This window comes from Sphingobacterium sp. JB170 (assembly GCF_900163865.1).
In the GTDB taxonomy this organism is placed as follows: Bacteria; Bacteroidota; Bacteroidia; order Sphingobacteriales; family Sphingobacteriaceae; genus Sphingobacterium.
Genome location: NZ_FUKU01000016.1, coordinates 24,377 through 48,315 on the forward strand (window position 1 = coordinate 24,377; position 23,939 = coordinate 48,315).

The 23,939-nt window shown below is 37.5% G+C and carries 22 protein-coding genes; 2 read left to right on the forward strand and 20 right to left on the reverse strand.

Annotated elements, in window-relative coordinates; all coding sequences use genetic code 11:
* The 13 genes from FM107_RS04795 to FM107_RS04855 all read right to left on the reverse strand — a co-directional run bounded on the left by FM107_RS04795 (nucleotide 1) and on the right by FM107_RS04855 (nucleotide 17,698).
* Nucleotides 1-6,192 carry a PKD domain-containing protein gene (locus FM107_RS04795; RefSeq protein ID WP_086947389.1) on the reverse strand — a complete coding sequence of 2,064 codons (6,192 nt, stop codon included), beginning with the start codon at nucleotides 6,190-6,192 and terminating at the stop codon, nucleotides 1-3.
* 5 nt (nucleotides 6,193-6,197) lie between these two features.
* Complete coding sequence (locus FM107_RS04800) at nucleotides 6,198-6,788, reverse strand: hypothetical protein (RefSeq protein WP_086947390.1); 591 nt, start codon at nucleotides 6,786-6,788, stop codon at nucleotides 6,198-6,200.
* 129 nt (nucleotides 6,789-6,917) lie between these two features.
* Entirely contained in the window at nucleotides 6,918-7,748 is an 831-nt protein-coding gene (locus tag FM107_RS04805; RefSeq protein ID WP_086947391.1) for a DUF4138 domain-containing protein, read from the reverse strand.
* Nucleotides 7,749-8,112: 364 nt separating this feature from the next.
* Nucleotides 8,113-9,165 carry a conjugative transposon protein TraM gene (traM, locus tag FM107_RS04810; protein ID WP_086947392.1) on the reverse strand — a complete coding sequence of 351 codons (1,053 nt, stop codon included), beginning with the start codon at nucleotides 9,163-9,165 and terminating at the stop codon, nucleotides 8,113-8,115.
* Complete coding sequence (locus tag FM107_RS04815; RefSeq protein WP_086947393.1) at nucleotides 9,158-9,862, reverse strand: hypothetical protein; 705 nt, start codon at nucleotides 9,860-9,862, stop codon at nucleotides 9,158-9,160. The genes traM and FM107_RS04815 overlap by 8 nt, the downstream gene beginning before the upstream one ends.
* Nucleotide 9,863: 1 nt before the next feature.
* Nucleotides 9,864-10,640, reverse strand: a complete 777-nt coding sequence (locus FM107_RS04820) for a hypothetical protein (protein WP_086947394.1) — start codon at nucleotides 10,638-10,640, stop codon at nucleotides 9,864-9,866.
* A gap of 7 nt (nucleotides 10,641-10,647) precedes the next feature.
* Nucleotides 10,648-11,208 (reverse strand): hypothetical protein, encoded by a 561-nt coding sequence (locus FM107_RS04825; protein ID WP_086947395.1) that lies wholly within the window; start codon nucleotides 11,206-11,208, stop codon nucleotides 10,648-10,650.
* On the reverse strand, nucleotides 11,153-13,630 hold the full coding sequence (locus FM107_RS04830; protein WP_086947396.1) for a helicase HerA domain-containing protein: 2,478 nt from the start codon (nucleotides 13,628-13,630) through the stop codon (nucleotides 11,153-11,155). The genes FM107_RS04825 and FM107_RS04830 overlap by 56 nt, the downstream gene beginning before the upstream one ends.
* A complete protein-coding gene (locus tag FM107_RS04835) occupies nucleotides 13,630-13,941 on the reverse strand; it encodes a hypothetical protein (RefSeq protein ID WP_086947397.1) in 312 nt (103 codons plus the stop codon). Before FM107_RS04835 ends, FM107_RS04830 begins: the two co-directional genes overlap by 1 nt.
* Nucleotides 13,938-14,183, reverse strand: a complete 246-nt coding sequence (locus FM107_RS04840) for a hypothetical protein (protein WP_086947398.1) — start codon at nucleotides 14,181-14,183, stop codon at nucleotides 13,938-13,940. The genes FM107_RS04835 and FM107_RS04840 overlap by 4 nt, the downstream gene beginning before the upstream one ends.
* A gap of 95 nt (nucleotides 14,184-14,278) precedes the next feature.
* On the reverse strand, nucleotides 14,279-15,922 hold the full coding sequence (locus FM107_RS04845; RefSeq protein ID WP_086947399.1) for a type IV secretory system conjugative DNA transfer family protein: 1,644 nt from the start codon (nucleotides 15,920-15,922) through the stop codon (nucleotides 14,279-14,281).
* On the reverse strand, nucleotides 15,919-17,043 hold the full coding sequence (gene mobB / locus FM107_RS04850) for a MobB family relaxase (RefSeq protein ID WP_086947400.1): 1,125 nt from the start codon (nucleotides 17,041-17,043) through the stop codon (nucleotides 15,919-15,921). Before mobB ends, FM107_RS04845 begins: the two co-directional genes overlap by 4 nt.
* A gap of 4 nt (nucleotides 17,044-17,047) precedes the next feature.
* Nucleotides 17,048-17,698 (reverse strand): BfmA/BtgA family mobilization protein, encoded by a 651-nt coding sequence (locus tag FM107_RS04855; protein ID WP_086947401.1) that lies wholly within the window; start codon nucleotides 17,696-17,698, stop codon nucleotides 17,048-17,050.
* A 689-nt stretch (nucleotides 17,699-18,387) separates the two neighbouring features.
* Between FM107_RS04855 and FM107_RS04860 the strand changes: the two genes are divergently transcribed.
* Both FM107_RS04860 and FM107_RS04865 read left to right on the forward strand, forming a co-directional pair.
* On the forward strand, nucleotides 18,388-19,134 hold the full coding sequence (locus tag FM107_RS04860; RefSeq protein ID WP_086947402.1) for a ParA family protein: 747 nt from the start codon (nucleotides 18,388-18,390) through the stop codon (nucleotides 19,132-19,134).
* A 2-nt stretch (nucleotides 19,135-19,136) separates the two neighbouring features.
* On the forward strand, nucleotides 19,137-19,406 hold the full coding sequence (locus tag FM107_RS04865; protein WP_086947403.1) for a hypothetical protein: 270 nt from the start codon (nucleotides 19,137-19,139) through the stop codon (nucleotides 19,404-19,406).
* 175 nt (nucleotides 19,407-19,581) lie between these two features.
* Here the strand turns inward: FM107_RS04865 and FM107_RS04870 are convergent, their stop codons facing one another.
* The 7 genes from FM107_RS04870 to FM107_RS04895 all read right to left on the reverse strand — a co-directional run bounded on the left by FM107_RS04870 (nucleotide 19,582) and on the right by FM107_RS04895 (nucleotide 23,938).
* Nucleotides 19,582-19,887, reverse strand: a complete 306-nt coding sequence (locus FM107_RS04870; protein WP_086947404.1) for a hypothetical protein — start codon at nucleotides 19,885-19,887, stop codon at nucleotides 19,582-19,584.
* Nucleotides 19,888-20,614: 727 nt separating this feature from the next.
* Nucleotides 20,615-21,100: a hypothetical protein gene (locus FM107_RS04875; protein ID WP_218778920.1), complete on the reverse strand. Its 486-nt coding sequence runs from the start codon at nucleotides 21,098-21,100 to the stop codon at nucleotides 20,615-20,617.
* Nucleotides 21,081-21,254: a hypothetical protein gene (locus FM107_RS19465; RefSeq protein ID WP_179204403.1), complete on the reverse strand. Its 174-nt coding sequence runs from the start codon at nucleotides 21,252-21,254 to the stop codon at nucleotides 21,081-21,083. Before FM107_RS19465 ends, FM107_RS04875 begins: the two co-directional genes overlap by 20 nt.
* Nucleotides 21,255-21,900: 646 nt before the next feature.
* Entirely contained in the window at nucleotides 21,901-22,950 is a 1,050-nt protein-coding gene (locus FM107_RS04880; RefSeq protein WP_086947406.1) for a replication initiation protein, read from the reverse strand.
* Nucleotides 22,951-22,999: 49 nt separating this feature from the next.
* The gene (locus FM107_RS04885; protein ID WP_086947407.1) at nucleotides 23,000-23,251 is read right to left on the reverse strand and encodes a hypothetical protein; all 252 of its coding nucleotides are present in this window, start codon (nucleotides 23,249-23,251) and stop codon (nucleotides 23,000-23,002) included.
* 118 nt (nucleotides 23,252-23,369) lie between these two features.
* Complete coding sequence (locus FM107_RS04890; RefSeq protein ID WP_179204404.1) at nucleotides 23,370-23,693, reverse strand: type II toxin-antitoxin system PemK/MazF family toxin; 324 nt, start codon at nucleotides 23,691-23,693, stop codon at nucleotides 23,370-23,372.
* Complete coding sequence (locus tag FM107_RS04895) at nucleotides 23,684-23,938, reverse strand: hypothetical protein (RefSeq protein WP_086947409.1); 255 nt, start codon at nucleotides 23,936-23,938, stop codon at nucleotides 23,684-23,686. The genes FM107_RS04890 and FM107_RS04895 overlap by 10 nt, the downstream gene beginning before the upstream one ends.
* Between the last annotated feature and the right edge of the window lies 1 nt (nucleotide 23,939).

Here is a 23,939-nt window from a genome sequence, read left to right on the forward strand (position 1 = left end):
TTATAAAATCAATACTTTAATAGTTTCAGCACGTCCATCGTCAAATTTGACCACAAACAAGTAATAGGTGTTTGCCATTAGGCGATCTAGATTCTCAACAGGAATTTCATTTTGTCCCGTAGCAAGATTTAAGTACTGTTCAAAAATTGGCGTTCCAGAAATCGTATATACTTGAAGGGTCGCCTTTGCTGATCCGCTTTTATTATTGAAGACTCTGACTAAGGCTTGTTCCCCTACCTTAATAGGATTCGGATAAACGATCGTCTTATAGAATGGATTAGTATCCTCGATCGGCTCTTCGCCTGTGATTGGCGGATCGATCACGATCGGGTTTTCTTCTACAACGATAAAATCGATCTCGATTATTTCTACGAAACAGTCCTGTTCAGAATAAGCCTTCACCCTCACGGTATAAACACCTGCTTTATTGTAGTAGTGAAGTGGATTCCGCTCTGTTGATCTAAATCCATCACCAAAATCATATTCCCAACGTACAGACGGGTTTGATGTGGGCAAATCTTGTAAAGTAAATTGCACTGAAGATCCCTGCGCAATGGTGGTGGCCGAGGCTGTCAATCGCACCTCGGGCGTGTATGAAGTGATAACTACTTCTGTTCTCTCTGACGGACACCCTTTGTTGGATATGGCCTCCACATATATTTTTTCGTTCTTGGTTACGATATATCGAATTTGTTGACCCGTGTCAAAAGGTTCCTCCTCACCTTCACGATACCAGTTATAGGTAATCGGTGAGTTATCCAAAATGCTCGAAGTGGCAAGCAATGTAATAGCATTATTATTACATGTTGGATTATTTCCGCTGACTTCGGGAGCGGTTGGAACAGGCGTCACGGTTATGATCCTTCTCGCGGTCGAAATACAACCGAAATTATTTGAATAGGTATATAAAATCTCATGGATACCTACCCCTGCATCCTCTGGTTTGAATAGATTTCCAGTAACTCCGTTTCCTTCGAAAGTAACCCCTACAGGAAGCCCCTCAACTTGTAAAAGGATATCGTCTGCATTCAGACATACTTCGATGTCTTCTCCTACTTCAAGAACCTCAATTGGTACTACTTCAATAGTAAATTCAGTACTGCTTATGCAACCAAATTCAGTTGTAAAGGTATAGGTGATCTTGTATACGCCCTCACCGACTTGGTTAGGATCAAAAGTATTGTAAGTTACTCCTTCACCTTCGTAAACCCCTCCTAATTCGTTGGTGTTTATCTCGTCAAGATTTAGCTTACCGCCATTTATACAAATCTGCTGATCGGGAATCCTGTTCAGTTCTAACGGAGAATGTACAATCAACTCATGTTCTGTACTGGTTCTACTACAGCCATTATCATTGGTTACCGTTACCCAATATTTACCACCTTTTGTAGCTTCTATCGACTGTGTCGTTTCTCCGGTATTCCATAAATAGAAAGCTCCTTTTGAAGCTGTAAGGGTTGTACTTTCCCCCTCACATAAATTTGTGCCGTTGCTCGATGTGATCGTAGGAACATCGTTCGGCAAGATATCTACAGCGACGGTATCACTAACATTCGAACAACCGTTTTCATTGGTTACAATAACAGAATAACTGGATGGATATTTGACATAAATATCTTTGGTAGTCTCCCCGTTACTCCATAAATAGGATTCACCATTCGAGGCTGTCAGTTTAACGCTATCCCCTTCACAGGCCACTAAACTAGCGTAACTTATTGTTGGCTTTGGATTCGGGTGTACCGTCACATCAACTGGATCGGAAGCACGTTCGCAACCAAACTCATTGGTGATATATCCTATGTAACTTGCGCCTGTTTTTACCGTAATACTCTTGGTGGTCTCCCCGTTGCTCCAACGGTAAGAGTCTGCCGTTTCATTAATCGTTAAGACAATACTATCTCCTTCGCAGAATGTTGTTTCTCCTGAAATATGCAAAGTTGGTTTTGGTAACGGGTGTACTGTTACATTTACAGTCTCAGAAATCGAAATACAGCCAGTTTGATTTGTAGAGCTCACGTAATAGTTTCCGCTATTTTTAACGGTGATACTGCTTCCCGTTTCCCCATTGCTCCATGTGTAGGTCATTCCTGCAATCGGGGTTACGTAAAGTCTTACGCTGTCCGTTTCGCAAAATTCTGTCTGCCCCCCGATATTGATCTGTGGTGTTGGATTCGGATTCACCGTTACGCTTATTGGTTCGGACGAACGTTCGCAACCAAATTCATTTCCGATATAGGCTGTATAAGTTCCCGAGCTCTCAACGGTGATGCTCTTGGTAGTTTCCCCGTTGCTCCAACGGTAAGAATCAGCCGTTTCGTTTATAGTAAGGACAACACTGTCACCTTCACAAAATTCGGTTACGCCCGAAGTTTGGATCGTTGGTTTTGGCAACGGGTGTACTGTTACGTTTACAGTCTCCGAAATGGAAATACAGCCACTCTCGTTGGTAGAGCTCACATAATATTCACCGCTATTTTTAACGGTGATACTGCTTCCCGTTTCCCCATTGCTCCACGTGTAGGTCATTCCTGCAATCGGGGTTACGTAAAGTCTTACGCTGTCCGTTTCGCAAAATTCTGTCTTCCCCCCGATATTGATCTGTGGTGTTGGATTTGGATTCACCGTTACGCTTATTGGTTCGGACGAACGTTCGCAACCAAACTCATTTCCGATATAGGCTGTATAAGTTCCCGAGCTCTCAACGGTGATGCTCTTGGTAGTTTCCCCGTTGCTCCAACGGTAAGAATCAGCCGTTTCGTTTATAGTAAGGACAACGCTGTCACCTTCGCATAAGGTAGTCTGGCCAGTAATATTTATAGTCGGCTTAGACAATGGATGTACCGTAACGTCATATACCTCTGACTCAGATATACAATCAAAATCATTAGTTACCATAACTGAATACGATCCTGACTTAGTAATTTTGATGCTTCGAGTCGTTTCCCCTGTATTCCATAGGTAGGTACCATCATTGATAACAGAAAGCACAAGACTATCACCTTCACAAAATTCAGTCTCCCCTAATTGAGAGACAGCTATTTTGGTGTTTGGGTTCACCGTGACGTTAATAGGTTCGGAAGCTCTCTCACATTCTCCATTGCTGATATAAGCAATATAATTTCCAGAGTTTTTTACCGTGATACTTTTGGTTGTCTCCCCGTTACTCCAACGGTAAGAAGAACCCGATTCATTAATGGTTAAAACAATGCTGTCTCCCTGACAAATTGTAGTCTCATTATCAATCGAAATAGTCGGTTTTGCTATTGGAAGGACATTGATGGCCAATGGCTCCGAAGTTCGAGAGCAATCATTTCCATTTTGAGATGTAACAAAATAATTTCCACTTGTGGATACTGTAGCCTGTCTTCCTTCGGTACCGTCAGACCACAAATAGGTAGCGTTAGGCTGTGGATTGGTTACCTGTAGCGTGACGGTCTGACCTTCGCAGATCGTTTCGCTTCCCATCGCCTCAATGATCGGTTTAACGTTTGGAACTACTTCGGTTACAATTTCATCCGATATTCGCTCACAATTCCCTTTTTTGAGTACTGCATAATAATTCCCCTCTTCTGTTACAGTAATTGAAGTACCTATCTCGCCATTGCTCCACCTTATTTCATCTGCACCAGTAGGATTGGTAACGGTAAGGGTCACTGATCCACCTTCACAGAAAGTTGGAGAACTACTAAGAGAGATTTCAGGTTTTTGGATAGGATTTACAGAAATACTGATTGCATCAGAATTTCGCATACAACTTCCCTCGCTAGATGAAATCACATAATAATTGCCCGTGGCTGAAACTTCTGTCTGTAGTCCCGTTTCTCCATTAGACCATGTATAAGTTGTGTTCGGTTGTGGATTGGAAACCTGTAATGTAACGGTTTCGCCCTGACAAATTTCTGTCGCTCCCAAAGCTTCAATTGTTGGCTTTGGATTCGGGAAAACGGTAACATCAATATATTCCGAAGTCCGTTGGCAATTGTTCTTGCTGATCGTTGCATAGTAGCGACCACTATTTGTAACGGTGATACTTCGGGTGGTCTCTCCGTTGCTCCAAACAATATCGTCTTGATCACTTGCATTAGTCACGGTAAGGGTCACTGATCCCCCTTCGCAAAATTCAGTAATACCATTGGCCATGATTTCGGGCGTTTGGATTGGATTGACCACAACCGGAATAGACGTAGAATTTGAAGAGCAAAATTCGTTCTCGGCAATAACATAATACTGCCCGGTCGAACTGGCCTCCATTTCTAATCCCGTTTCTCCATTAGACCATGTATAGGTTGTATTAGGCTGTGGGTTGGTTACTTGTAGTTTTACCGTTTCACCTTCACAAATAACAGAATCCCCCAGTGCTTGGATGGTAGGGGTTACGTTCGGGTGAACTGTAACGTCAATCTGCTCAGATGTATTACTACAATCATCCCTAAAAACAGTCACGTAATACGTTCCGCTCTCTGTTACGGTAATGTTATTGGTCGAATCTCCATTGCTCCAAACTACGCCTGTAGAACCTTGTGTATTCGTTACGGTAAGTTTAACATTTCCGCCATCGCAGAACTCAAGTGCCCCACTGGCCGAAACTTCGGGTTTTGGATTGGGTTTGGTTTCAATGATAATAGGTTCAGAAATTCGCTCACACCCGTTCGTGTTTCGGGCTGTAACCGTATAAATTCCTGCTTCGGTAACCGTGATGGTCTGCCCCGTCTCTCCATTACTCCACAGATAAGACGATGCAATCTGGCCATTAGGAAGAGAGGCTGTAAGTTGCACGGATTCTCCTTCACAAAATTCTGTCTCGCCTGTCGGTGTAATCGTAGGTATTGGATTGGGGTTTACTGTAATGGTAATTGGATCAGATGTATTGTGACATCCATTGGGATATACGACAGTCACTTTGTAAGTTCCTGCTTCTGTAGCGTAAAATGCTTGCTGATCTCCGACAATATCACCGTCCTCATTTTCCCAAATGTAGGCGTCCCCAATAGCGTTAGTAACCAAAATAGCGTTTTCTCCATCACAAATATTATTGCCACCCGACTGGTTTTGAATAGTCGGTTTTGGAGCCTCATTCATCGTTACTTTAGTCGAAGTAGAAACAGTTTCGCAAAAACCATTGGAAACCGTAACAGTTCCCTCCCAAGTATTGTCAATTGTGATGGTTCTTGACGTTTCACCACTACTCCATCTATACGTATAAGTTTCTCCATTTGGAGCTTCGGGAGCGGAAAGCCTAACGGTTTGGTCTTCACAAAACGAAAGCGACCCATCAGCTATTGAAGTTGTGATTTCAGCCGAAGGAAGATTAACAATAACTAGATCAATAGTTTTTGTAAAATCACCATTAGCATAGGATTTTGATGCCCTAATTTTATAATTTCCTGCTTCAAGATCATTTAGATTAACAGTACTCGAGCTTGATACTGCGTTATTGTCCGAATCCAATATTTCAAAAGAAACATTGTTCTGATCCGTAAAATAATCATAAAGATCAATTTGCTGATCTTCTCTGCAAAATTTCAAATATGTTCCTTCAAGCAGATTTGTAAAATCAGCCTCTACCGAGTTGATCGTAAATTCTTCAAATTGATGGGTCGTTCCATCATACTTGCCTTCAAAAAAATCTCCTGCCGTTGGTGTATAGTTTGCGCAAAACCCATTTGTACTTTGACGAACGAAATGGTGGCGAAAAATACGAGCTAATTGCTTAATATTATAGGTCATTCCTGCTTGGGGTGTAACCGTTACAGCAGGGGTTTGGTTTCCTGAATTGACACTATAGAAAAACTCCAAATAGTGCTCGTCCATTCTAGGGTAACTGCTTGGGATACCGTACCAATCAAAAACTTTTGCAATTGGATATTGATGCAGATTAACGGTCGGCCCTACTCCATTCGTGTAATAGATTTCCAACACTTTATTACTGCCATCTGAATCAAAGTAAGCTGGCGCCAAGAAATTTACTGTTGCCGTTTCCCAAGAAAATTGAACACGAATTTTTTTATCGTATATTTTTAACGGGGAAGTGTTACTGGATTGTATTAACGGATTAATAATCGAAGGAAGATATTCCGTGTAACCTTTGGTCTGCGTATTTCGTCCACTGTAACATGGGCCTTGTTGCGCCTTCACTAAATGGGTCAGCAACAAACTAAAGATAACAAGTAAATAAAGTGTTGGTTTTTTCATTCTTATTAGTTGTCTAGTGCTCTATATGTGAACTCTTTTAAAATCGTGAACTTGCCATCGGCATCATTAAAATCACCTGCATAAACTGTAAAATAGTTGCTCGTACCATCAATTAATTTTAAAACTCCTTTAAAGCTTTCAAAGGGTTCATTATTCTTAGTATCGATAAAATTCATTACCACTTTGTAATCCGAATATTCAGACTTACTTAAGGAAAGAATGCCGATTCCTTGATACACCCCACAATCTTCGCCTCCCTCAATTTCCTTTAAGTGGTAATTTCTCGTATCAGATTGATTTTCTTTAGCCTTAATGGTAATGGTTCTATAGTTTGCGCAGTCGTCGACACCAAGAGTTTCTGTGGTACTGCCATCCTCGTTGTGGACTATTAAAGAAGACATAACGTAGGTTTTATTTTCCCACTTCGAAAGTTCTTCATCAACTGCTTTCACCTGGTCTTCATAGGATTTCTTTAGAAAATCTTCAATGATTTCCTTTTCTGTTGGTTTGGGATCATCTTTACTACACCCAGTAAGAGTGAATAACGATACTGCTAAACAAACAATTGCTGATTTGATAATGTGTAAATTGCTCATAATAATGTATTTAGTTAAGGATTTAATTAATTCGGTGATTACTCATTCCATAAATTAATCATTATCATACCCAAATATATGGAATATATCGATATAATAATAAAATAATATGAAATATTTCGATATTTACTATTCAATAATCTTCGCTGATAGGATATGACGTGACTGCAATTTGACAGCTAGATTACGGCTACCGTCCTTCTCTACGATCTGAATATCGAATACTTTATCATTTGATATCGTAAACGGGTCAAAACAGACAAGAACGTTTTTCAATTCTTGGTTTGCTAAAATTTCTTTAGGTAAATTCTTACTATGGATTGGTTGTAAATAAACATCTTGTGCGGTGGTCGCTCTCTTTCTCTTCCTTCGTGGCTGTACGCTGAACATTAGGGCGTCGACCTTATAGTCAATGGATGATCGGTTATTCAAAACTAAATTAAAGTAAATGTTTCCTTTATAAACGTATATTCCTGATACGGCAAGTCCCATTCTATACTCAAAAACCGATTGGGAGACTTTCGGTGACTCAGTAGCAATCTTTTGCTCGACATAATCAAAATCTTTGAGTAAATCGGCCTGTTGTTTTTCCTCTTTAAATTCTTCCTGATCCATTAATAAAGGAGCTCCGTCAGTTGTCAAAATATGATTTAAAACTTTCGGATCAGGATTGTATTTAACAATAAAAGAGTAATACTCGCCCTTCTTAGTTATGATAGTGACATTAGTTTCAGCAAAAGCTTCAACAGCACCTTTAAGCTTCACAATGTTCGGTTTGGCCGTAATTTCGAAAAGTAGGTCTTCAGATCCTACATCAAAAAAATCAACTTCTGATCCGAAGACAATAAAAGTTGTCTTGTCATAACCGACCTCAATGTTGCGGGTTACAACATTTTTTTCGTCTTGAGCATGAGCTGTCAAAACGAATAAGAAAGGAATAAAAAAGTAAATATATTTCATAATATAATTTAATGCGTAGTGTACACTACAATTAAAGACAATCTCCTTTTTCCATAAACAGCCCGACCGAAGGGAGCTGTCTGCCGAAGGAGACAAGCCACAAAATGCGTACAGGAAAAATAGGGCTATCCCGTATCCAATAATGGAAAAGATTGCCCGTTTAATCCCGCTTATACGCGAGTGGATTTATTTTCATCAAACGTCCAAAGAACAAATCATCACCTTATGTCGTGATCTAGCGCAGCTCGTGCCGGTGCATAGACCAAAGTGATAGCACTTTTAAAACAGATCCGGAGCTGCAGCACCATATAATGATAGCACTTTCAGAAACCGGTGCCCTGGAACAACCAAGATTTTGATAGCATTATTTGAGGATCAATTTGTAATTAGCCCCCACAACTATACTAGTGGTTGTTTTTCGACGGGTTAATAAGTCTTTTGCACCACGTCCTAATGATCCAATAATAGGCAATGAAGTTACGCCAGTAGCACTTAAAATCTCTTCACCTGCTTGGCTTTTCATGTTTTCAGTGGAGTAGTCCACTTCTTGTTGTGTGACTTTTAATCCTGCCATACCGTCGGTGGCATCATATGCGGTCAAACTAACAGGTATACTTTTTCCGCCTGATTGGATGGAAGTGACTGTAATATTTAGTCTATTTTGAGCTTTTGACACAACACCATATGCTATACTATTCCGTGCAATTGATACCCCGTTGACTTTAGCATTATTGGTAACCCTAAGTTTAAGGCTTTCGCCCTGATCGATTAATTGGTCACCAAATACAATTACATTTACCCCACCTCCAGTAGATTTACTACTTGTAGAGCCTCCGATAAACCCTTCCCTCCTTCGTCTTTTTGGTTCGTCCTTTGGCTCAGAAATAGGGTCAGACGAATAGGTTTCAGATTGTTGTTCAGCTTCATTTTGGTGTTTAATTTCTTCGTAAGCATCAGTATATGCCTGCGTGTTGTAAAGATCGTCCTTCGTTGATTTTGTAGGAGTGTTTGATCTTGTGGGAGTATAGCTGTTATGGCCACCTCCACCACTATTATTTGAAGCACTGTTGTACCGGGGAGTTTCCTCCTCTAGAGGCGTAATATCTTCTTCTTCGATATCTTCACTGTTGGCAAATAGACTGGAACCTTCTTCTGAAATTTTGAAATTTAAGGTATCGATTAAAGTATCCCCCTGAATATTGATTTTTGCCCGACCGACACTTTTGTTGTTGGCTTCTCTATATTTCATCATATCTTCATAGGTGAACTTCTCTTTTGGTTTAAGCTTTGGGACAGTAGATTGACTAACCTTTGTTTCAGGCGAATCATCAGCAATGAACGCCTTATAGATGATAAGAAAAAAAGCTAGAACTAAAATGCTTATAACGCTAATGACTATTATTTTAGGTTTATTCATCTTCTTCTAATTTTTTAAATTCCTGTGAATAATTTTTAAAATATAGGCCAACCTGATTTTCAGGATATTGGGCTGAAAAATTAGATATTTCACCTTCGGATATAACCAAAAAACGAACTGGTGGCTGATCATTGTCAGCCACGGTCATGATGGATTGAAAGCGAACTCTATAAGGTTCTTTTGTTACGTCAAGACCAAGCAGTTTGTCATATTTAGTTGTAAAGACTACCCCTCTAGTCAGAGCATCAGCATAAAAGTTCTGTGCTGTAAACTGGTCAAATATCCTATTGGCATCGTCAGCATTTACTAGAAATAACGCTCTTGCTTGATGCTCTTTGATCGTCAATCGGTCAAAGGTGTTTAAATAATATACCGTATTGGCGCAATGAGTCTCTACGAACGAAGTCAATAAATTTTCCTGTGTACCTAAAGTACTTGGAAGAACACTCCCATTTTGATCAACGACCTTAACAGCATTGACTGTAGAAACATGAACAGAGACAATAACACCGATCATGACCAAACCAAAAAACACGCATAGACCGATTGCTATTTTTATTGTATTGGATGTTGACCGTTTGGCTTCCAGTAAATCGTCGTATCCTCTTATCGTTTTTGCTACAGGTGTATCAAAACGCTTTGCATCTTCTTTTTTACCTTGTGCGATAGCACCCTTTTTAGGTGATAGTAAACTCATTTTATATCAATTTGAAAACTAGATTAGCCGAAAACTTAAGTAGTGCGAATTTTAACATACAAACTACAAAAAGGGCAAAAGTCGTAATTCCCCCATCTGTAATTAAATAAGTTTTTAAACCTTCTGCCATATTTAGTGCGATAAGAAACATCGGAATCATCATATAACACGCTAACATATTTTTACACCAAGTAAAAAACCATGATTCTGTTTTCTCAGAAATAAGACCTACAACTGCAATTGGTGCAACTAATTCAAGCCCTAAAAGATACATGTATCTAATGGCTATAGCACCTGCAAACATGTATTGATCGATCATCGCAAATAATGGTTTGAATACTAGAATCCCAACCATATCGAGCATATGAGTTATATCCATATTGATAATTCCCAAAATTCCCCCATTAGCCATCTTTTCGATCAATTCCTCCTCTAAAGCATCAGCGATCTTTTTAGGTCTCGTGTGTCCTAAACTGGACATGGTGGACTGTTCAATAAAAGAAAGCGCCTTTTCAATAGTAGAGATTATAACAGGTAAAGCCGAAACAACTATTAATCCGATCAAGTAAGGATATAAAGTAGTTAGAAAGGCTTTGAAATCAATTGATCCCGTTTCGCTATCAATCATTTTAGGAAATGATGCGCCTCCTTTTGATATCATGACTACAAGCGCAATACTTATTGCAACCATATACAGGGCAATCCCCATGTTATTGGTTTTAATTGACTGATAGACCGCCTCGATTTCGCTCCAACCATAAAATATACTGGTATCCATATAATAATTATTTTCTGTCCATTGATTTATAGACACCGAGAGTTTCAAAAACAACTCGTGCACGAGCATCAATCTGCTTTAGTTCATCATCCCTTTGTTTTGTTTGTTTCCGAACCTCTAGGGCAAGCTGTAGGCGCTCTCCGTCACTCATCGACAATCCCTCTTTCATAAATGATTTTAAAAACTCAACGTTGCTTTTGTTAGCAATCATGATATGATCTATACTTTTGGTGAATTGATTGAGCAGACGAGGATTGGTGTTTTTATGATTCCTTATATTTTGAAGTGTATTTGTTGCTCTCCCTACTAATGTGGTTTGTTCCTGAATAATTTCATTAATCATCGTAATACTGGCAAGTGTATTCGATATCTTGGTTAAAACCTCGTTAGCTTTTCTGATCTCTTTGTAGGTGTCAGAAAGGTATCTGGTTTGATTTGCTGTCTCTTGTGCAAGCTTTAACGTCTGCGTGAAATTACTTGCGTCAAAAACAGCCCATTGCGCTTGGACCTGATTACTTGCGAAGATCAGGAGCGAAGCGATTAAGCATTTTTGGATTAATTTGTTCATTTTCTTGTAACATGTATTCATAAATCGATCGTGGAAAGTCTCCGTTTTCTGCATATAATTTTTGAATGGCGTTCCACTTCTCACCATCCGTTTGAAATGTTAATTTTTTCTCACTAGAAAACTCAATTTTGTGTGCAACGGCATATTTATCCATAAATCGAATAAACACTTCGTTGTAAGGTCTTTTACACTCATAGTCCCAACTTATTGATTTCATCAGATTAATGTGGGCTTGGTTTTTCATGGAAAAAGATTCGATAATGGCATCATAAACAGTCTCGGTCGTTGGTAGGACGTATAGCAACTGAGTATTAGCAATAATACCTAGTGTATGTTCATTCTTAGGAAGTTGAACGGGAGACTGGACAATAGTGTAAATCGCTCCGTTTTCTTTTCTAAACTTTTGATAAGCATAGGCAACCGTACTATGGATATCGTCGCCTGAAAACATATCTCTTAAAGCTTGTGTTTCGGCATACTCGTCAAAAATCAAAATACCTTTTGTGGATCGATCGGAAAGAATCTTGTTTTCGATAGTATCGAAAAGCGCAGTCATGATTATCGAAATAAGAAAAGGGTCTTTTTTAATTGCAGTTAGTTCAAAAACGATAAAATCGTTTTCGCGAATCAATCTTTCAGTATCTTCCGAAGGAGCACATACATTTTCGTAAATCCCGTTAGGCATAAACTCGCTACAAACGTGTAAGAAACTTTCTACATCAAAATATTTTTCAGGAAGTTCTAACCTTTCTATAATTTCTTTAAAGTGCTCTTTAACGAAATTATAGAACGACGGAAAATTGTACGGTGCAGATGCATTATTATAATAATCCCTAATGATCTTCTGTAAGGCTACATATTGGTTATTGTCAACATTCATAATCGGCTGTCTCCAATATTTAAGCACGATAGTCGATAACGTTTTGATTTTATCAGGCGTAAGCTCAGTAGCGTCTTTTATGTAAAATGGGTTTATGCCCAGTGGCATATCAGAACTATAAGATATTAAAGCAGACCGATCCTTATAAAGTTGTGACAAAGCCTTAAAAGACGACCCAAACTCGACAACGATAGTCTTTACTCCCTGTTCTAGAAATTGCTGTACGATAGTTTGTGCGGTGGCTGATTTACCTCCCCCGGTACTGGCGAAAATAATACCGTTTCTTGCGGGTAGTTTTCTAGACGCTCCCGACCACAAATCTACCTTTTTTGGAATTTGAAAAATCCTATCCGTGAACAATACACCTTCGGGATCATCCTGAAAAGGAGAATAGTTGACACTTAGTGTGAGAGCTAAAGAAAGTTCTGTAATAAAGAAATAATTTAAGGAGAGCTTTTTATTTCGTCCTATTACTGATCCGAGGAAGATATTATAAAGACCTCCATAAGAAGGTACGTAGTGTTTAAAATCCCGTATTTTTAGTATTCGTTTTGCTTCCTTTTCCGCTTGGCCAAGGGCTTCTATATCTTCATCCCAAATCATTACATTAAAGTGGACTCGAACCAACAATTCGTTGTTTTCGATGATTTCCTCTTCAAACTCTACTAATTTGTTAAATCGGTGGTTAATGTCGGGTGCAAAGCGCCTAAATTGGCCGTGTTTCTTAATTCTATCCCTTAGCTTCCCTTTTAGTTTTTCATTACCTTCAAAAAATATAATTTGATTAACGATATGGTTCGCATGAAAATTAATACCTAAAGCGTCGAAACGCCCCATTGATAATTTTGCATTCGGCGAATGAATCGTGTCGTCGTCAATGATGGCCGAATAACTTTCAGGAAGATAGGTTTCGTCTGATATCGCCAAAAAACTACCTGTAGCAGTTCCAAGTGTAAAACGCTCATTAAATTTGAGATCTCGGATTCCTCCATCATCATTAAACCCGTTTACAAATTCAAAGAGGTAGAATTTTAATTCCTCGGTAGAAAGCCTCTGTATAGAAGTCTCATAAATATTTTTTAATACACCAACTGAATTTTCAACGGTACTGATAAAATCTTCCAACCGTACGAAATCACTTTTTAACAAATGTTCGTCCCATTTTCGAGCATTAGCCTGATAGGCTTTATCCAAAGATTCCAGACCGATCAGTGTAAAAGATATAATACTGTGGTGCTTTAGATATTCCCTACCCCTGAAATGCTCTTTTTCAGCGGTAGATAAAAACGTATTACTATAACCGTGCTCGTCAGGATCATATTTTGTTTTGATATACGCATCTTGCTTATGGTAATATACGCCCGACAAATCTTTTAAGGATAAATAGAAGGCGTCTAAGCGTTCTTCGAGCCTATTATCATCAAGACTATAGGGTTCAGGATTCTTCAATATATAAGCTAAAGTGATTGAGCCATCTTTGTTCAATACACAATCCCCCACCACTCCCATTATTGAATAAGCTTGTTGCGCTGTTACTTCCATTATAGATTCTCGATTAGATCACTTTGATTTAAATACACTTCTTTTTTAGAAAATTTGTGTTTTTTGGGTTTAGAAATGGACTCTAGGAACAACTTAATGATGAAAAGTGCAATTCCCCCAAACATCAGAAGGTATAGTCCATAGTACCATTTACCACCACCGTTTTGAAGGTTTATGAAAATCATCATAAGCCCAATAATTATTAAGGTTGCCCCTGCTAATGTCACCATTCCCCAATAAGGAATAGTGAGCCCCCATACTAGAGGCTCAGCTTCAATTCCTTTTCGCACCTTAAACACTTTTCTACTCATGACAGTGACGGCTTAAAAGCTCGGATAGCAGCTACAACTGCCGTGATAACGCCAATTGCTGCTAAAGCATAGCCAATAAGCCAGGCTAAATCAATCAAGCCTTCTTTTCTCGATTCCCCATCGCTTCCACTTAGCGCTTTAAAGTTTCTAGTAATACCGTACAGGAGTACTCCAATAAAACCAAAAGCAAAAAATGGCCATAAGTACTGCTGAAAAATGGTGTCAATGTTAAAATTTCCCATGATTAATGATTAATTATAAAAATTATAAAACAAATATATCGAAATATTTCATATACAAAAGCGTGATATAAAATATTTTTTCAAATAATTTCTGATTATATAGATTTAACTAAGGCAACCAATGCGCTATAATGTTTATTCAAATCGTCTTGCTTAACGCTATGGACTATAGGCAATGAGATCAATTTTTCTTCTTCTTTAAATTCGTAAGGTTTAAATCGAACATGAAATTCAGGTTTATTAGCATCAGAGGTCACACCCACAAATTCCCCGGCTTTTAACTGTTTAAAAAAAGCGGGCTCGTAACGCTCTTTTTCCTGATGCGAAACCGAAGTACTCCTGCTCCCTCGATTCCCCGAGCTCCCACGTGATCTAGTTTCTTTACGCTCTTTCCGCTTGGTAAATAAAATAGAAAAATCCTTTATATCATTGGTCTCGGAAATCGCACCGTAGAATACGTTGCCAAAATTGGCCTGTAGCGATGCTTTATCTAGCTTGCCATAAACTTTCTCGATCTTAGCGGTGGATTGTGTCAACAAAAGAAATGAAGCTTTATACTCCCTTAAAACAGACGGCATGTTTTCGAAGCCATCAATTTTAAAGGTTGTCCCCTCGTCCATTCCAAAAACAGTATTGATTTGGTTTTTTAATGTGAAGTGTCTCGAAAGCACCTTAACCATTAGTGCGACAACGGGGCCGATAACGTCCTGCATTCCAAAGTTGTTAGAAACAGTTATCATTTTAGGATCATCAGGGTCAATGATATTAAAGTCAAAATCATTCCCTGAAAGAACATAGCAGACCTTTTTATTAAACGCTAAATCCGAAATGTATCCATTGAGGGTTGATAAAATACTGGCCTGTGTCTTGATGCTATCGGCACTAGCTATAAAAGCACTGGCTAACGATGCGCTTTCAGGACGCCCCTTAACAAATTCAGTAATCCGTTTTGCATCATTATGAACACAAAAATTTACAATAGTCGGTAAATTGCAGTGTTGAGGATAATCGTAATAAAAACGCATTGCTACGCCTTTAAATATTCCTAATCCATTGATAAACCATTCGTTCTTTTGTCCATCACCCAAATTGGATGTAAGAATATCGGACATAAGTTGTAACATCAGATTTTCATCGATCAATTTTGGATCAAGAACGTTAGTGCGATACGTGGTGTCCATATCCACAAAGTTGATATAGTAGAACTTGTAAGGATAATCATATTTGTTAATCAGGTTATAGACCGACCTGGTATAATCAAAATCCTTTAAATCGTAAATAAATCCTGCAAAATTATTCTGAATATAATTCGCTAAAAGTGGTTTTCCAATCGAAGCTGTCTTTCCTGCATTAGCCCCTCCAATGACCATAAAATTTCTAAACGGGTTATTAAAGATCAAATTACCTTTATTGCTTTTTAGCACAAAAGGAACTACACCGTTTTCGCCAGTCGCTTTTCTTTTCATCGGGTCATCGGCATCTTTTGAAAACGCCATAATAAAGCTTATCACAAGAGCCAGTACAAGTGCCGTTATAATAAAGCTAACTGATAAAGGGATATAACGAACTGAAAAATACAAAAGAATGATAAGCATGAAAGCATTGAACAGAAAACACAGTTTACTGTTCTTCCTGAATGTTGGTAGATTCAGAAAAAGCAAACAAACGAAAAATAGTATCAGCGAATAAATCACGGAATCGACCGTGATATCTCCAAAATCTATATTGTATATTTTCATATATTCCTAGCGTTAGTTAATAATTTTGATACAATCTGTTTGGCTATACTGACAACTGCACTTTTAGGATTTGTTACCACCATCGTAATATTTTTAACAGCCTGAATTGTATTTGTTACGACAAGTCTTTCATTAGATAGCATATTACTCGTAGCAAGTTCCGAGGCTAACCCTTTTACAGATCCTTTTACATTTCGCGTAACATCCAAATGTCCTTTGATAGAATTAAGCATTAATGAACTATTTCCCCTTTTACTCTTAGGCACGTAGCGTTCTCTTTCATTTGGTTTATAATTGTACATCGAATAAAAACGGTTTGCAGAACGCTCCTTAAATCGCTCATGGTTAAACCCCTGTCTTACCATCTTACCATTGAACATTTGCTCACCTCCCCTAGACTTTGAAAGAGGAGAAAGTTTAGTATTTTGAAGTACATTATTCCGTGAAACCACAACATGCACATGAAGGTTTAAACCTTCCTTTGGAGTACCCTTTCCTATTTCTTTTCCCGAAGACGTGCGTTTTAACTGGGCTTCCAATTCTTTGATTTTTGAGTCGATTTTTCTTGCCTCACCCATAGAAACATTCTCTTTTAGCAAACGAAGCTTTGATTGTTCGATTCTGATCTTACTATTATGCTTTACTTCGGGGGCAAAATGTTTATAGGTTCGGTTCTCTTCAATCTTTGAAACATACACTAAGTCTTTTTCAGACGACACATTTTCTCGTCCAAAATTTCGAGCATATTCACCCATCACTTCATTGGAATACCTTTTAACTTCTACGAAAACACGTTCTTTTTCAGTGTGTGTTAATTCATTTATACTCTCTACCTTTTTGCCAGTGATTCGTTCGATTAAATGTTGCTGTTCTTTATGCGATGGATTGATGGATAGCATATAGTATTTAGCTTCATCTTTACCAATATTTTTATTGTTACCATCGATCAGGGATTGGGCTTGATCAGCTGTAATCTTATCTTCGGAATGATTGAAAAATTGTTGTTGGTGATGGTCATCTTTTCCCTCATTTTCCTTCTCAAGATAATTTACGAGATTAGAACTGGAGCCCTTATTATCCCCTCCCTTCATTTTGTTGGGTGCATGAACCTGAACAAACATACTGCTACAGACTAATGTTCTTTAATGACTGGACAACAAAATTTAGGTCAGTAGATTTTATTGAAAAGTCATTTCCGAAACTGGACTTTCTTGCACCCTCTTCTAAACGTTTACTGATTTCAGAAATCCGTTGACGAATGTTACTTACTTCTTCTGAATTTTGTCCAGAGCTGGAATTAGTAAGCTCATAAATTTCACTATTTTTTTGCCTAATCTCTTCTTCCAGTTCTTCAACTTTGGCTGTCAAATTTTGGTTAAGATTTACAAGAGTTTGTAGTTCCTCTTCGGTAATCTGGCCTTCACCTTCCCCTACAAGTTGATTGTCTATTTTGGTATAATCCTCTTTTTCAGCCACTCCTTTTTGAACCCAATCTGCTAGTGGACGAAGTAAAGATTCAATATCTAAAAGCTTTTTCATAGACACGTCTATTTTAGTTTTTTCAATACTTTTTAAAATCGCAATAGTGCGATCGAAACCCTTCATTGTAATTTCAATCGGGTGTTCTTTTAATGACCAAGGATTAGCACCAGTACGATCAAAGTAATCCAAAAAAGCATTAATGTTTTCATCATAAGAATTACCCTTATTAAATAATTTAATCCGTTGAGCTGTAAGCTTAGATAGCCGAACTACTTGATAATCTTTAGTATTCATTTTTTAAGAATAAATTTACAATACAAATATATCATATTCAATAACTTAAACAACATATATTTACAACAAATTTACATTTTGTAAATTATTAAATTCATAACTAATTGATAAACAGTATTCTATACTGTTAAAACTGTATGCTATACGGTTTCTGCTTGCTCTTCCTTAACCACAAAAAATAGGAGAGCTTCGCTTCTCCGAAATTTTTTGTTCGGAAGACTTTCAGCGAAAGGCTTCCCCTCCCCTTCTTCAAGCCCTTTCCCAGGGTAAGCTTAATCCTATTTCTACCTTTTGACAGATGTCTAAATCACCAGTTACTAAATTCAATATGTGCATTTCCTATCCATATTTTAATGAATATTCCCTACCCCTTTTGTAATATCAATATCGATATATTACGTATGGGTACTCACCTATAAAAAGATCATAATCATCGATTACAGAAATTAATATCACCTAATAAATGCATTATATTAATGTGAATATTGGGGAATGAAACTAAAACAATAATCGTAGTGTACACTACAATTTGGATTTTTATTCATGGGGCGTCCAAAGAAAATTGTTCGCTTTTTGTCGGGATAGAAATTGATGATATTTTACATAAAAAAGTATATATATATTTTCATACTTTAATTTTATAATATGAACATATTATCATATCTTTGGTTAAATCAAAAATCTTCAAGATGACAAAAATTATATCAATTCTCAATCACAAAGGCGGTACAGGAAAGACCACTTCAACAATCAACATCGGTGCATGTTTAGCACGAGCTGATAAGAAAGTATTACTGATCGATATCGATCCGCAAACGAACCTTACCGAGGGACTGGGAGTCTACGATATCGAACGGTCGATATACGATAGTTTACGAGAAAACACCCCCCTCCCGATCTTAAAAATTAACGATAATCTTGACTTGGTACCTTCGAGTTTAGATTTGGTTGCAATTGAAATGGAACTGATTTCGGCTCATGCACGTGAGCTTAAAATAAAAATGCTCTTAGATCCAATAAAAGATCAGTATGATTACATTTTATTTGATTGTCCACCGTCTTTAGGATTATTGACAATCAATGCGTTAGTTCCATCTAATAGTGTCTTAATCCCTTTACAAGCAGAATACTTTGCCTATAGGGGTGTAGACAGAATGGTAGGTATTATCAATGATATGCGTGAGTATTTTAACCCAGATTTAGACGTAGAAGGGGTTTTTCTTACTAAATACAAACCTAATCTTATTTTAGGCCGTAATATCAAAGATGAAATTGAAAAAGTTTTCGAAGATAAACTGTTCAATACATATGTAAGAGAGAATGTATCATTAGCAGAGGCACAGACTTTAGGAGTGGATATTTTCACGCATGCACCTGATAGTAATGGAGCAAAAGATTATCAAAATTTAGTAAACGAAATATTAAATATAGGTTAAATATGGCAAAGAAATTTGAAGGGTTATCGGAAAGAAATAGTAATCTAAAAAGTGGTAAAAGTTTATTATTTCAAAAGCCAAGTTCTAATGAAGAGGATACACTAAGTACCCCAGTTAAGGAAGAGATAAAAGAGGAAAAACCAAAGTTTTTCAATCTCCCTTTACCCCAGTCTTGGCACGAGCAATTAAAATATGAATATGCTAAGGAAACTGGAAAATCTGTTAAAGAATTGATTCTTGATGCACTGGCAAAAACATACGACTTTAAATAATATCTTAATATCTAAATATTATAATATGTTTGTATTTTGATAGGTTTATGCAAGACGTAGTATATCCCTATACGGACATTTATAAGAAGGCTATAATGGCCTTCTTATTTATTAATTCGAACGGTGCCACTAGCCCATCGACACCCTCTGAAAGAGTCGATGGGCGTATAGGGTTTTAATCTATTTTTTTAAATTCTTTTTCGTCATCTACGATTAACATTGTTTCCATCACATCAAAAACTAGATAGTAATTTTGTTTAATTTTGAAGTCAAATTTAAATTCTTTGACTTCGCTCAATGCGCTTACCTTTAGAGATGTTTGCCAATTTCTTATTTCAACCTCAATGAAAATATAAGAGCTTTTCAATTTTATTATCTTTCTAAATTCCGCTACTTCTTTCATCGCTTTTTTCAATACTCTTGAAAACGATTGATCATTTTTTAGGAGATTACCTACTTCTGCTGTCATTTCGTAATACATACTTATTGTTTTTTAAAGTTGAAATTTAATTAATTAACACGCCCCCTCTACGAGGCTAGAGGTTGCCACGACAAAAGAAAATTGCGGGCAAAATGAGCGTAGCGTGGAGGCTCCCGACCATCGGGAGGGATACCCATTTTGTTTGCAATTTTATTGGGTGCGGATGGATTGTGTTGTTGGGTCGTGCCAACCTGCCGAAGTAACTTTGTGTGATAATTAATTAATAATACCCCCCTTACATGCACTAGCCCACAAAACAGGTAACCGTCAGGCACGATGCCTGTAAGGTTGCCTAAGGTATAAGATCATATGTACAGCCAATGGATTTTTTTTCATCGGGCGTCCAAAGAAATCTGGATTTGCCGATGGACATTGCATCACTTTTATTCCGGATCTGGCCGAGCTCGTTCCCGAGCATGGAACAAAGTGATAGCACTTTTAAAGAAGATACGGAGCTGCAGCACCATATAGTGATAGCACTTTCAATAACCGGTGTCCTGGAACAAACTAGATTTTGATAGCACAATTTAAACTCATGTCGAGGGTCAAAAATCGATCAAATAGGCTATAACATTAGTTTGAATGGAATGTGGACTAAAGTTTATTTTTTGTATATTTGACTGTTCGCCTGAACGTTAAGGGCTCTGCTGGGAAGCAACCACAAGGATAGGGCGAATGCGTCTCGAAGAAGACATTTGATTTAAAATAGGCCGTCCTTAAAGATGGCCTATTTCTCTTTTATTGCTGTAGGTTCTTGCTTGATTTTAATAACCGAGGCCGTGGTAACTACTCGATAACCTACAATACATAACCAAATCATAATAACCAAACTCACCAATGGAAGGCCAATTTCAGCTATTTTGCGCCAATGTAACATAGCTTCAGTACTGATAGTACCATTTTTACTAATATATCTTAAAACACCACCTTTTAGCCCTTCTATCCCAAATAAGACTAAAAAACCTATCCATAAATTAGTAAGGTAATATTTACGAAGCTTATGGATTAGAAAATTCTTGATAGTTTGGTCAATGTCTTTTTCAGGAGCTACCGAAATAATCCTTTCTTTCCTTATTGAATGTCCTAGTGCCGATAAATCTATGGTGGCATCGGGTTCCTGTTGAATGAAAAGATATTTTCGTACGGGAAGTTGCTGACAGCTTGCAAATATCAATTTCGAACTATCCATTACATCATTTGTAATTGCCGACATACTGATCATTGAGAGATGCAACCTGATCCATTGTAAGGTTTAGGGTAAGACCATTGGCAAATGTTAAATTTCTTCCATCGACTATTATTCCCTGCTTTTGAAAATCGATAATTATATCGGTTTTAATTTCGTGTGGTTTGTTTGTAGTATTCATATTTTAATATTTTGATATGTTAATATTTATATAGTGTGATATGTTCGCTTTTTGTCGGGATACTTTAAGACTTCATAAATTACCCGAATTACTACCTTTTACTGCTTTTACTAGCAAACCATAATACGACTAAAAAGAGAACCCCTATTGCAACGAGTTCTAGTATTCTGCTGAATTCCATTTTTTTAAGTTTATTCCAATTAATATTAATATGTTATATCTTCTTTATTTACAGTTGTATATAAGTTATCGGTGACAAAAAGCGAACTATTATTTAAATATGTCTGACTACCTATCCCGACAAAAAGCGAACTTTTTGTGCTCGCGGCCCTCTTTCATCTTTGTTTTGATGATTTTCTTTCCATTTTCCCTGTCAAACTGGCATATTTCGTTTCAAAAATGAATACATATCAACCTAAATGCCTTATTTGATAAAGAAATTGTTCTTTATCAATTGATATTGTAGCAAAATTAACAACCTTTGTAATCATCAGTACTACAATGTTTTACAAGCTTTTTTATACAGTGTGTCCCTGACAAAAAGCGAACTTTATCCCGACAAAAAGAGAAGTATATCCCGACAGAAAGAGAACTTTTGTTCCGACAAAAAGCGAACATTCCTTTTCTATCCCCGACAAAAAGCGAACTATTTACCGAATTCGTTGAGTAAGGATGATACAACATATCTATTTTTATGAGCTATTGACTTATCATTCTCGATCTTCTCGGCTAGTTCCAAAACCTTTCCCATGACCTGTTCGTAAATGAATGTGTCTTCATCGAATATGAATTTGATCTCCTGTATATCATCATCATTACATTTAAAGTGATCTCTAAGAACGTTAATAATTTGTTCGATCTTTTTATCCTCAATCTCGCCCAACTCGGGTGTAATCACTTTAAAGTTATAGCCAAGTACTTTGCCCCTTGGGCTATCCTTCTCACGTTTTACGAAATCTTTAGCCTTCATGTTGAACCAACAGTCAGACTGTTCATATAGCTCTTCATGAGCAGGCTTAATGATTCTACGCATAAAATCAGAATTACTCTCATACTCACCTTCCTTTATGCCTAAAAACTTATAAAGTTTATCCCGGGTAATGTAGAATCCCCCCTTTTTCTTCCATGACGAAATCAATTTGTACAGCTTAGAGGTATACGCAGAGCGAACGGACTGGGCTATTTGATACATAAACTTCGTGTAATGGATCGGATTGCCTTTAGCGTCCTTTTGTATACTGACTAAAAGATTAGCTACAATAGGCTCAAATTTAACCGTAATATAGCCTCCTCCATTTCCTTTGGTTGGCATTGTAGCTGAAAATAACCCTGATGTGTATTCCATCGGTCTACCCTTCTCGTCAAAATAAGAAAACGAAACTTCGGAAGTGGCCATCGCTCTGATCGATCGCTTTACCTTGTCGTATTGTCGAGGTAATGAAATCTCTTTCAATGGAATGTTAAGTATGATAGAGTTGTTGTCAAACAAAGAGAGCTGTTTATAGTTTTTACCATTCTGATCTAAGGTAATGGGCTCCTGTAGTCGATATATAATAGCCGTTAATACCCGTTCCTGATATAAAGTAAAATCATTAATTGCATTAGTCACCGTATTGGATTGAATAATATATTCCTGTACTTCGGGTAAAACTACCTTAACCTTTTTTTTCTTTGTGGTTTTTATAACTTTGGTCATCGTATCAAATTTTGATTTTACTTCCTTACTCCCATTCCCCGGATAACGATTATCTATTTTTTAGCTTTTCGAAGGCTTCAAAAAAATCATCGACTTTATAATTCAAATTGCTATACTTATTTCTTAACTGCGAAAGCTCTTTTCGTAACTGATCTCTCTCCTTCTCGAGCTCTAAATAATTTTGAGCTGAACGGATTATAGCTTGTGCAGAAGAACCGCATTTAAATCGTTCCCTTAGCGCTTCCAGTTTTGCTGACAACGGCTCTAGGTTACGTAAAGTTAATGTTTTAATCTCCTTCATGTCTAAATAATATTGATTTAATTCATATATCTATAGTGTAAAGATATTAATATATTTTGATATATTAATATTATAATATGTTTATATTTTCATATAAACATATGTTTTGTTGGATGCACTATAATTCAAACATTTCAATTAGAACATCGCATATATATGACCTAACCCCAGTTTCTAAAGCACCGATCCGTTTATATAAACGAGTCTGATCTACGGATCGAATCTGATCCAAGCAAACCTGCCCTGTCTTTCCTGCGACATTACAGTTTACCCTAGATGGATAGGTGCGTATGGTAGAGGTCAAAGGGGCTATAATTACTGTATCTAGTGCATTATTCATAACGTCAGGACTGATGACCGCACAAGGCCTGCTTTTATTGATCTCTGCCCCTACTGTAGGATCTAGGTTTATCAGATAGATTTCGAATCTCCTTATTCCCATGTCCACTCCTCTTTATCAAACTTACTGGATAAGTTCTCCGGGAAAAAGGTTTCTTCCGCTTCTCGTGCTACAAGGAACCTTTCTTCCCAACCCTCACGCGGATTTCTAGATTTTTCAATTACGATCCGTCCATTATCTACAGATATTCTCACCTTATCCTGATCGCTTATTTTCGAAGCGACTAGAATTGATTTAGAGATAACCACTCCTGACGAGTTTCCTATTTTTCTAATTTTCGTTTCCATG

What these genes read in the sequence shown, in the direction of transcription:
- FM107_RS04795 (WP_086947389.1), bottom strand. Translation starts at nt 6,192, where the DNA reads ATGAAAAAACCAACACTTTATTTACTTGTTATCTTTAGTTTGTTGCTG.
- FM107_RS04800 (WP_086947390.1), bottom strand. Translation starts at nt 6,788, where the DNA reads ATGAGCAATTTACACATTATCAAATCAGCAATTGTTTGTTTAGCAGTA.
- FM107_RS04805 (WP_086947391.1), bottom strand. Translation starts at nt 7,748, where the DNA reads ATGAAATATATTTACTTTTTTATTCCTTTCTTATTCGTTTTGACAGCT.
- traM (WP_086947392.1), bottom strand. Translation starts at nt 9,165, where the DNA reads ATGAATAAACCTAAAATAATAGTCATTAGCGTTATAAGCATTTTAGTT.
- FM107_RS04815 (WP_086947393.1), bottom strand. Translation starts at nt 9,862, where the DNA reads ATGAGTTTACTATCACCTAAAAAGGGTGCTATCGCACAAGGTAAAAAA.
- FM107_RS04820 (WP_086947394.1), bottom strand. Translation starts at nt 10,640, where the DNA reads ATGGATACCAGTATATTTTATGGTTGGAGCGAAATCGAGGCGGTCTAT.
- FM107_RS04825 (WP_086947395.1), bottom strand. Translation starts at nt 11,208, where the DNA reads ATGAACAAATTAATCCAAAAATGCTTAATCGCTTCGCTCCTGATCTTC.
- FM107_RS04830 (WP_086947396.1), bottom strand. Translation starts at nt 13,630, where the DNA reads ATGGAAGTAACAGCGCAACAAGCTTATTCAATAATGGGAGTGGTGGGG.
- FM107_RS04835 (WP_086947397.1), bottom strand. Translation starts at nt 13,941, where the DNA reads ATGAGTAGAAAAGTGTTTAAGGTGCGAAAAGGAATTGAAGCTGAGCCT.
- FM107_RS04840 (WP_086947398.1), bottom strand. Translation starts at nt 14,183, where the DNA reads ATGGGAAATTTTAACATTGACACCATTTTTCAGCAGTACTTATGGCCA.
- FM107_RS04845 (WP_086947399.1), bottom strand. Translation starts at nt 15,922, where the DNA reads ATGAAAATATACAATATAGATTTTGGAGATATCACGGTCGATTCCGTG.
- mobB (WP_086947400.1), bottom strand. Translation starts at nt 17,043, where the DNA reads ATGTTTGTTCAGGTTCATGCACCCAACAAAATGAAGGGAGGGGATAAT.
- FM107_RS04855 (WP_086947401.1), bottom strand. Translation starts at nt 17,698, where the DNA reads ATGAATACTAAAGATTATCAAGTAGTTCGGCTATCTAAGCTTACAGCT.
- FM107_RS04860 (WP_086947402.1), top strand. Translation starts at nt 18,388, where the DNA reads ATGACAAAAATTATATCAATTCTCAATCACAAAGGCGGTACAGGAAAG.
- FM107_RS04865 (WP_086947403.1), top strand. Translation starts at nt 19,137, where the DNA reads ATGGCAAAGAAATTTGAAGGGTTATCGGAAAGAAATAGTAATCTAAAA.
- FM107_RS04870 (WP_086947404.1), bottom strand. Translation starts at nt 19,887, where the DNA reads ATGTATTACGAAATGACAGCAGAAGTAGGTAATCTCCTAAAAAATGAT.
- FM107_RS04875 (WP_218778920.1), bottom strand. Translation starts at nt 21,100, where the DNA reads ATGTCGGCAATTACAAATGATGTAATGGATAGTTCGAAATTGATATTT.
- FM107_RS19465 (WP_179204403.1), bottom strand. Translation starts at nt 21,254, where the DNA reads ATGAATACTACAAACAAACCACACGAAATTAAAACCGATATAATTATC.
- FM107_RS04880 (WP_086947406.1), bottom strand. Translation starts at nt 22,950, where the DNA reads ATGACCAAAGTTATAAAAACCACAAAGAAAAAAAAGGTTAAGGTAGTT.
- FM107_RS04885 (WP_086947407.1), bottom strand. Translation starts at nt 23,251, where the DNA reads ATGAAGGAGATTAAAACATTAACTTTACGTAACCTAGAGCCGTTGTCA.
- FM107_RS04890 (WP_179204404.1), bottom strand. Translation starts at nt 23,693, where the DNA reads ATGGGAATAAGGAGATTCGAAATCTATCTGATAAACCTAGATCCTACA.
- FM107_RS04895 (WP_086947409.1), bottom strand. Translation starts at nt 23,938, where the DNA reads ATGGAAACGAAAATTAGAAAAATAGGAAACTCGTCAGGAGTGGTTATC.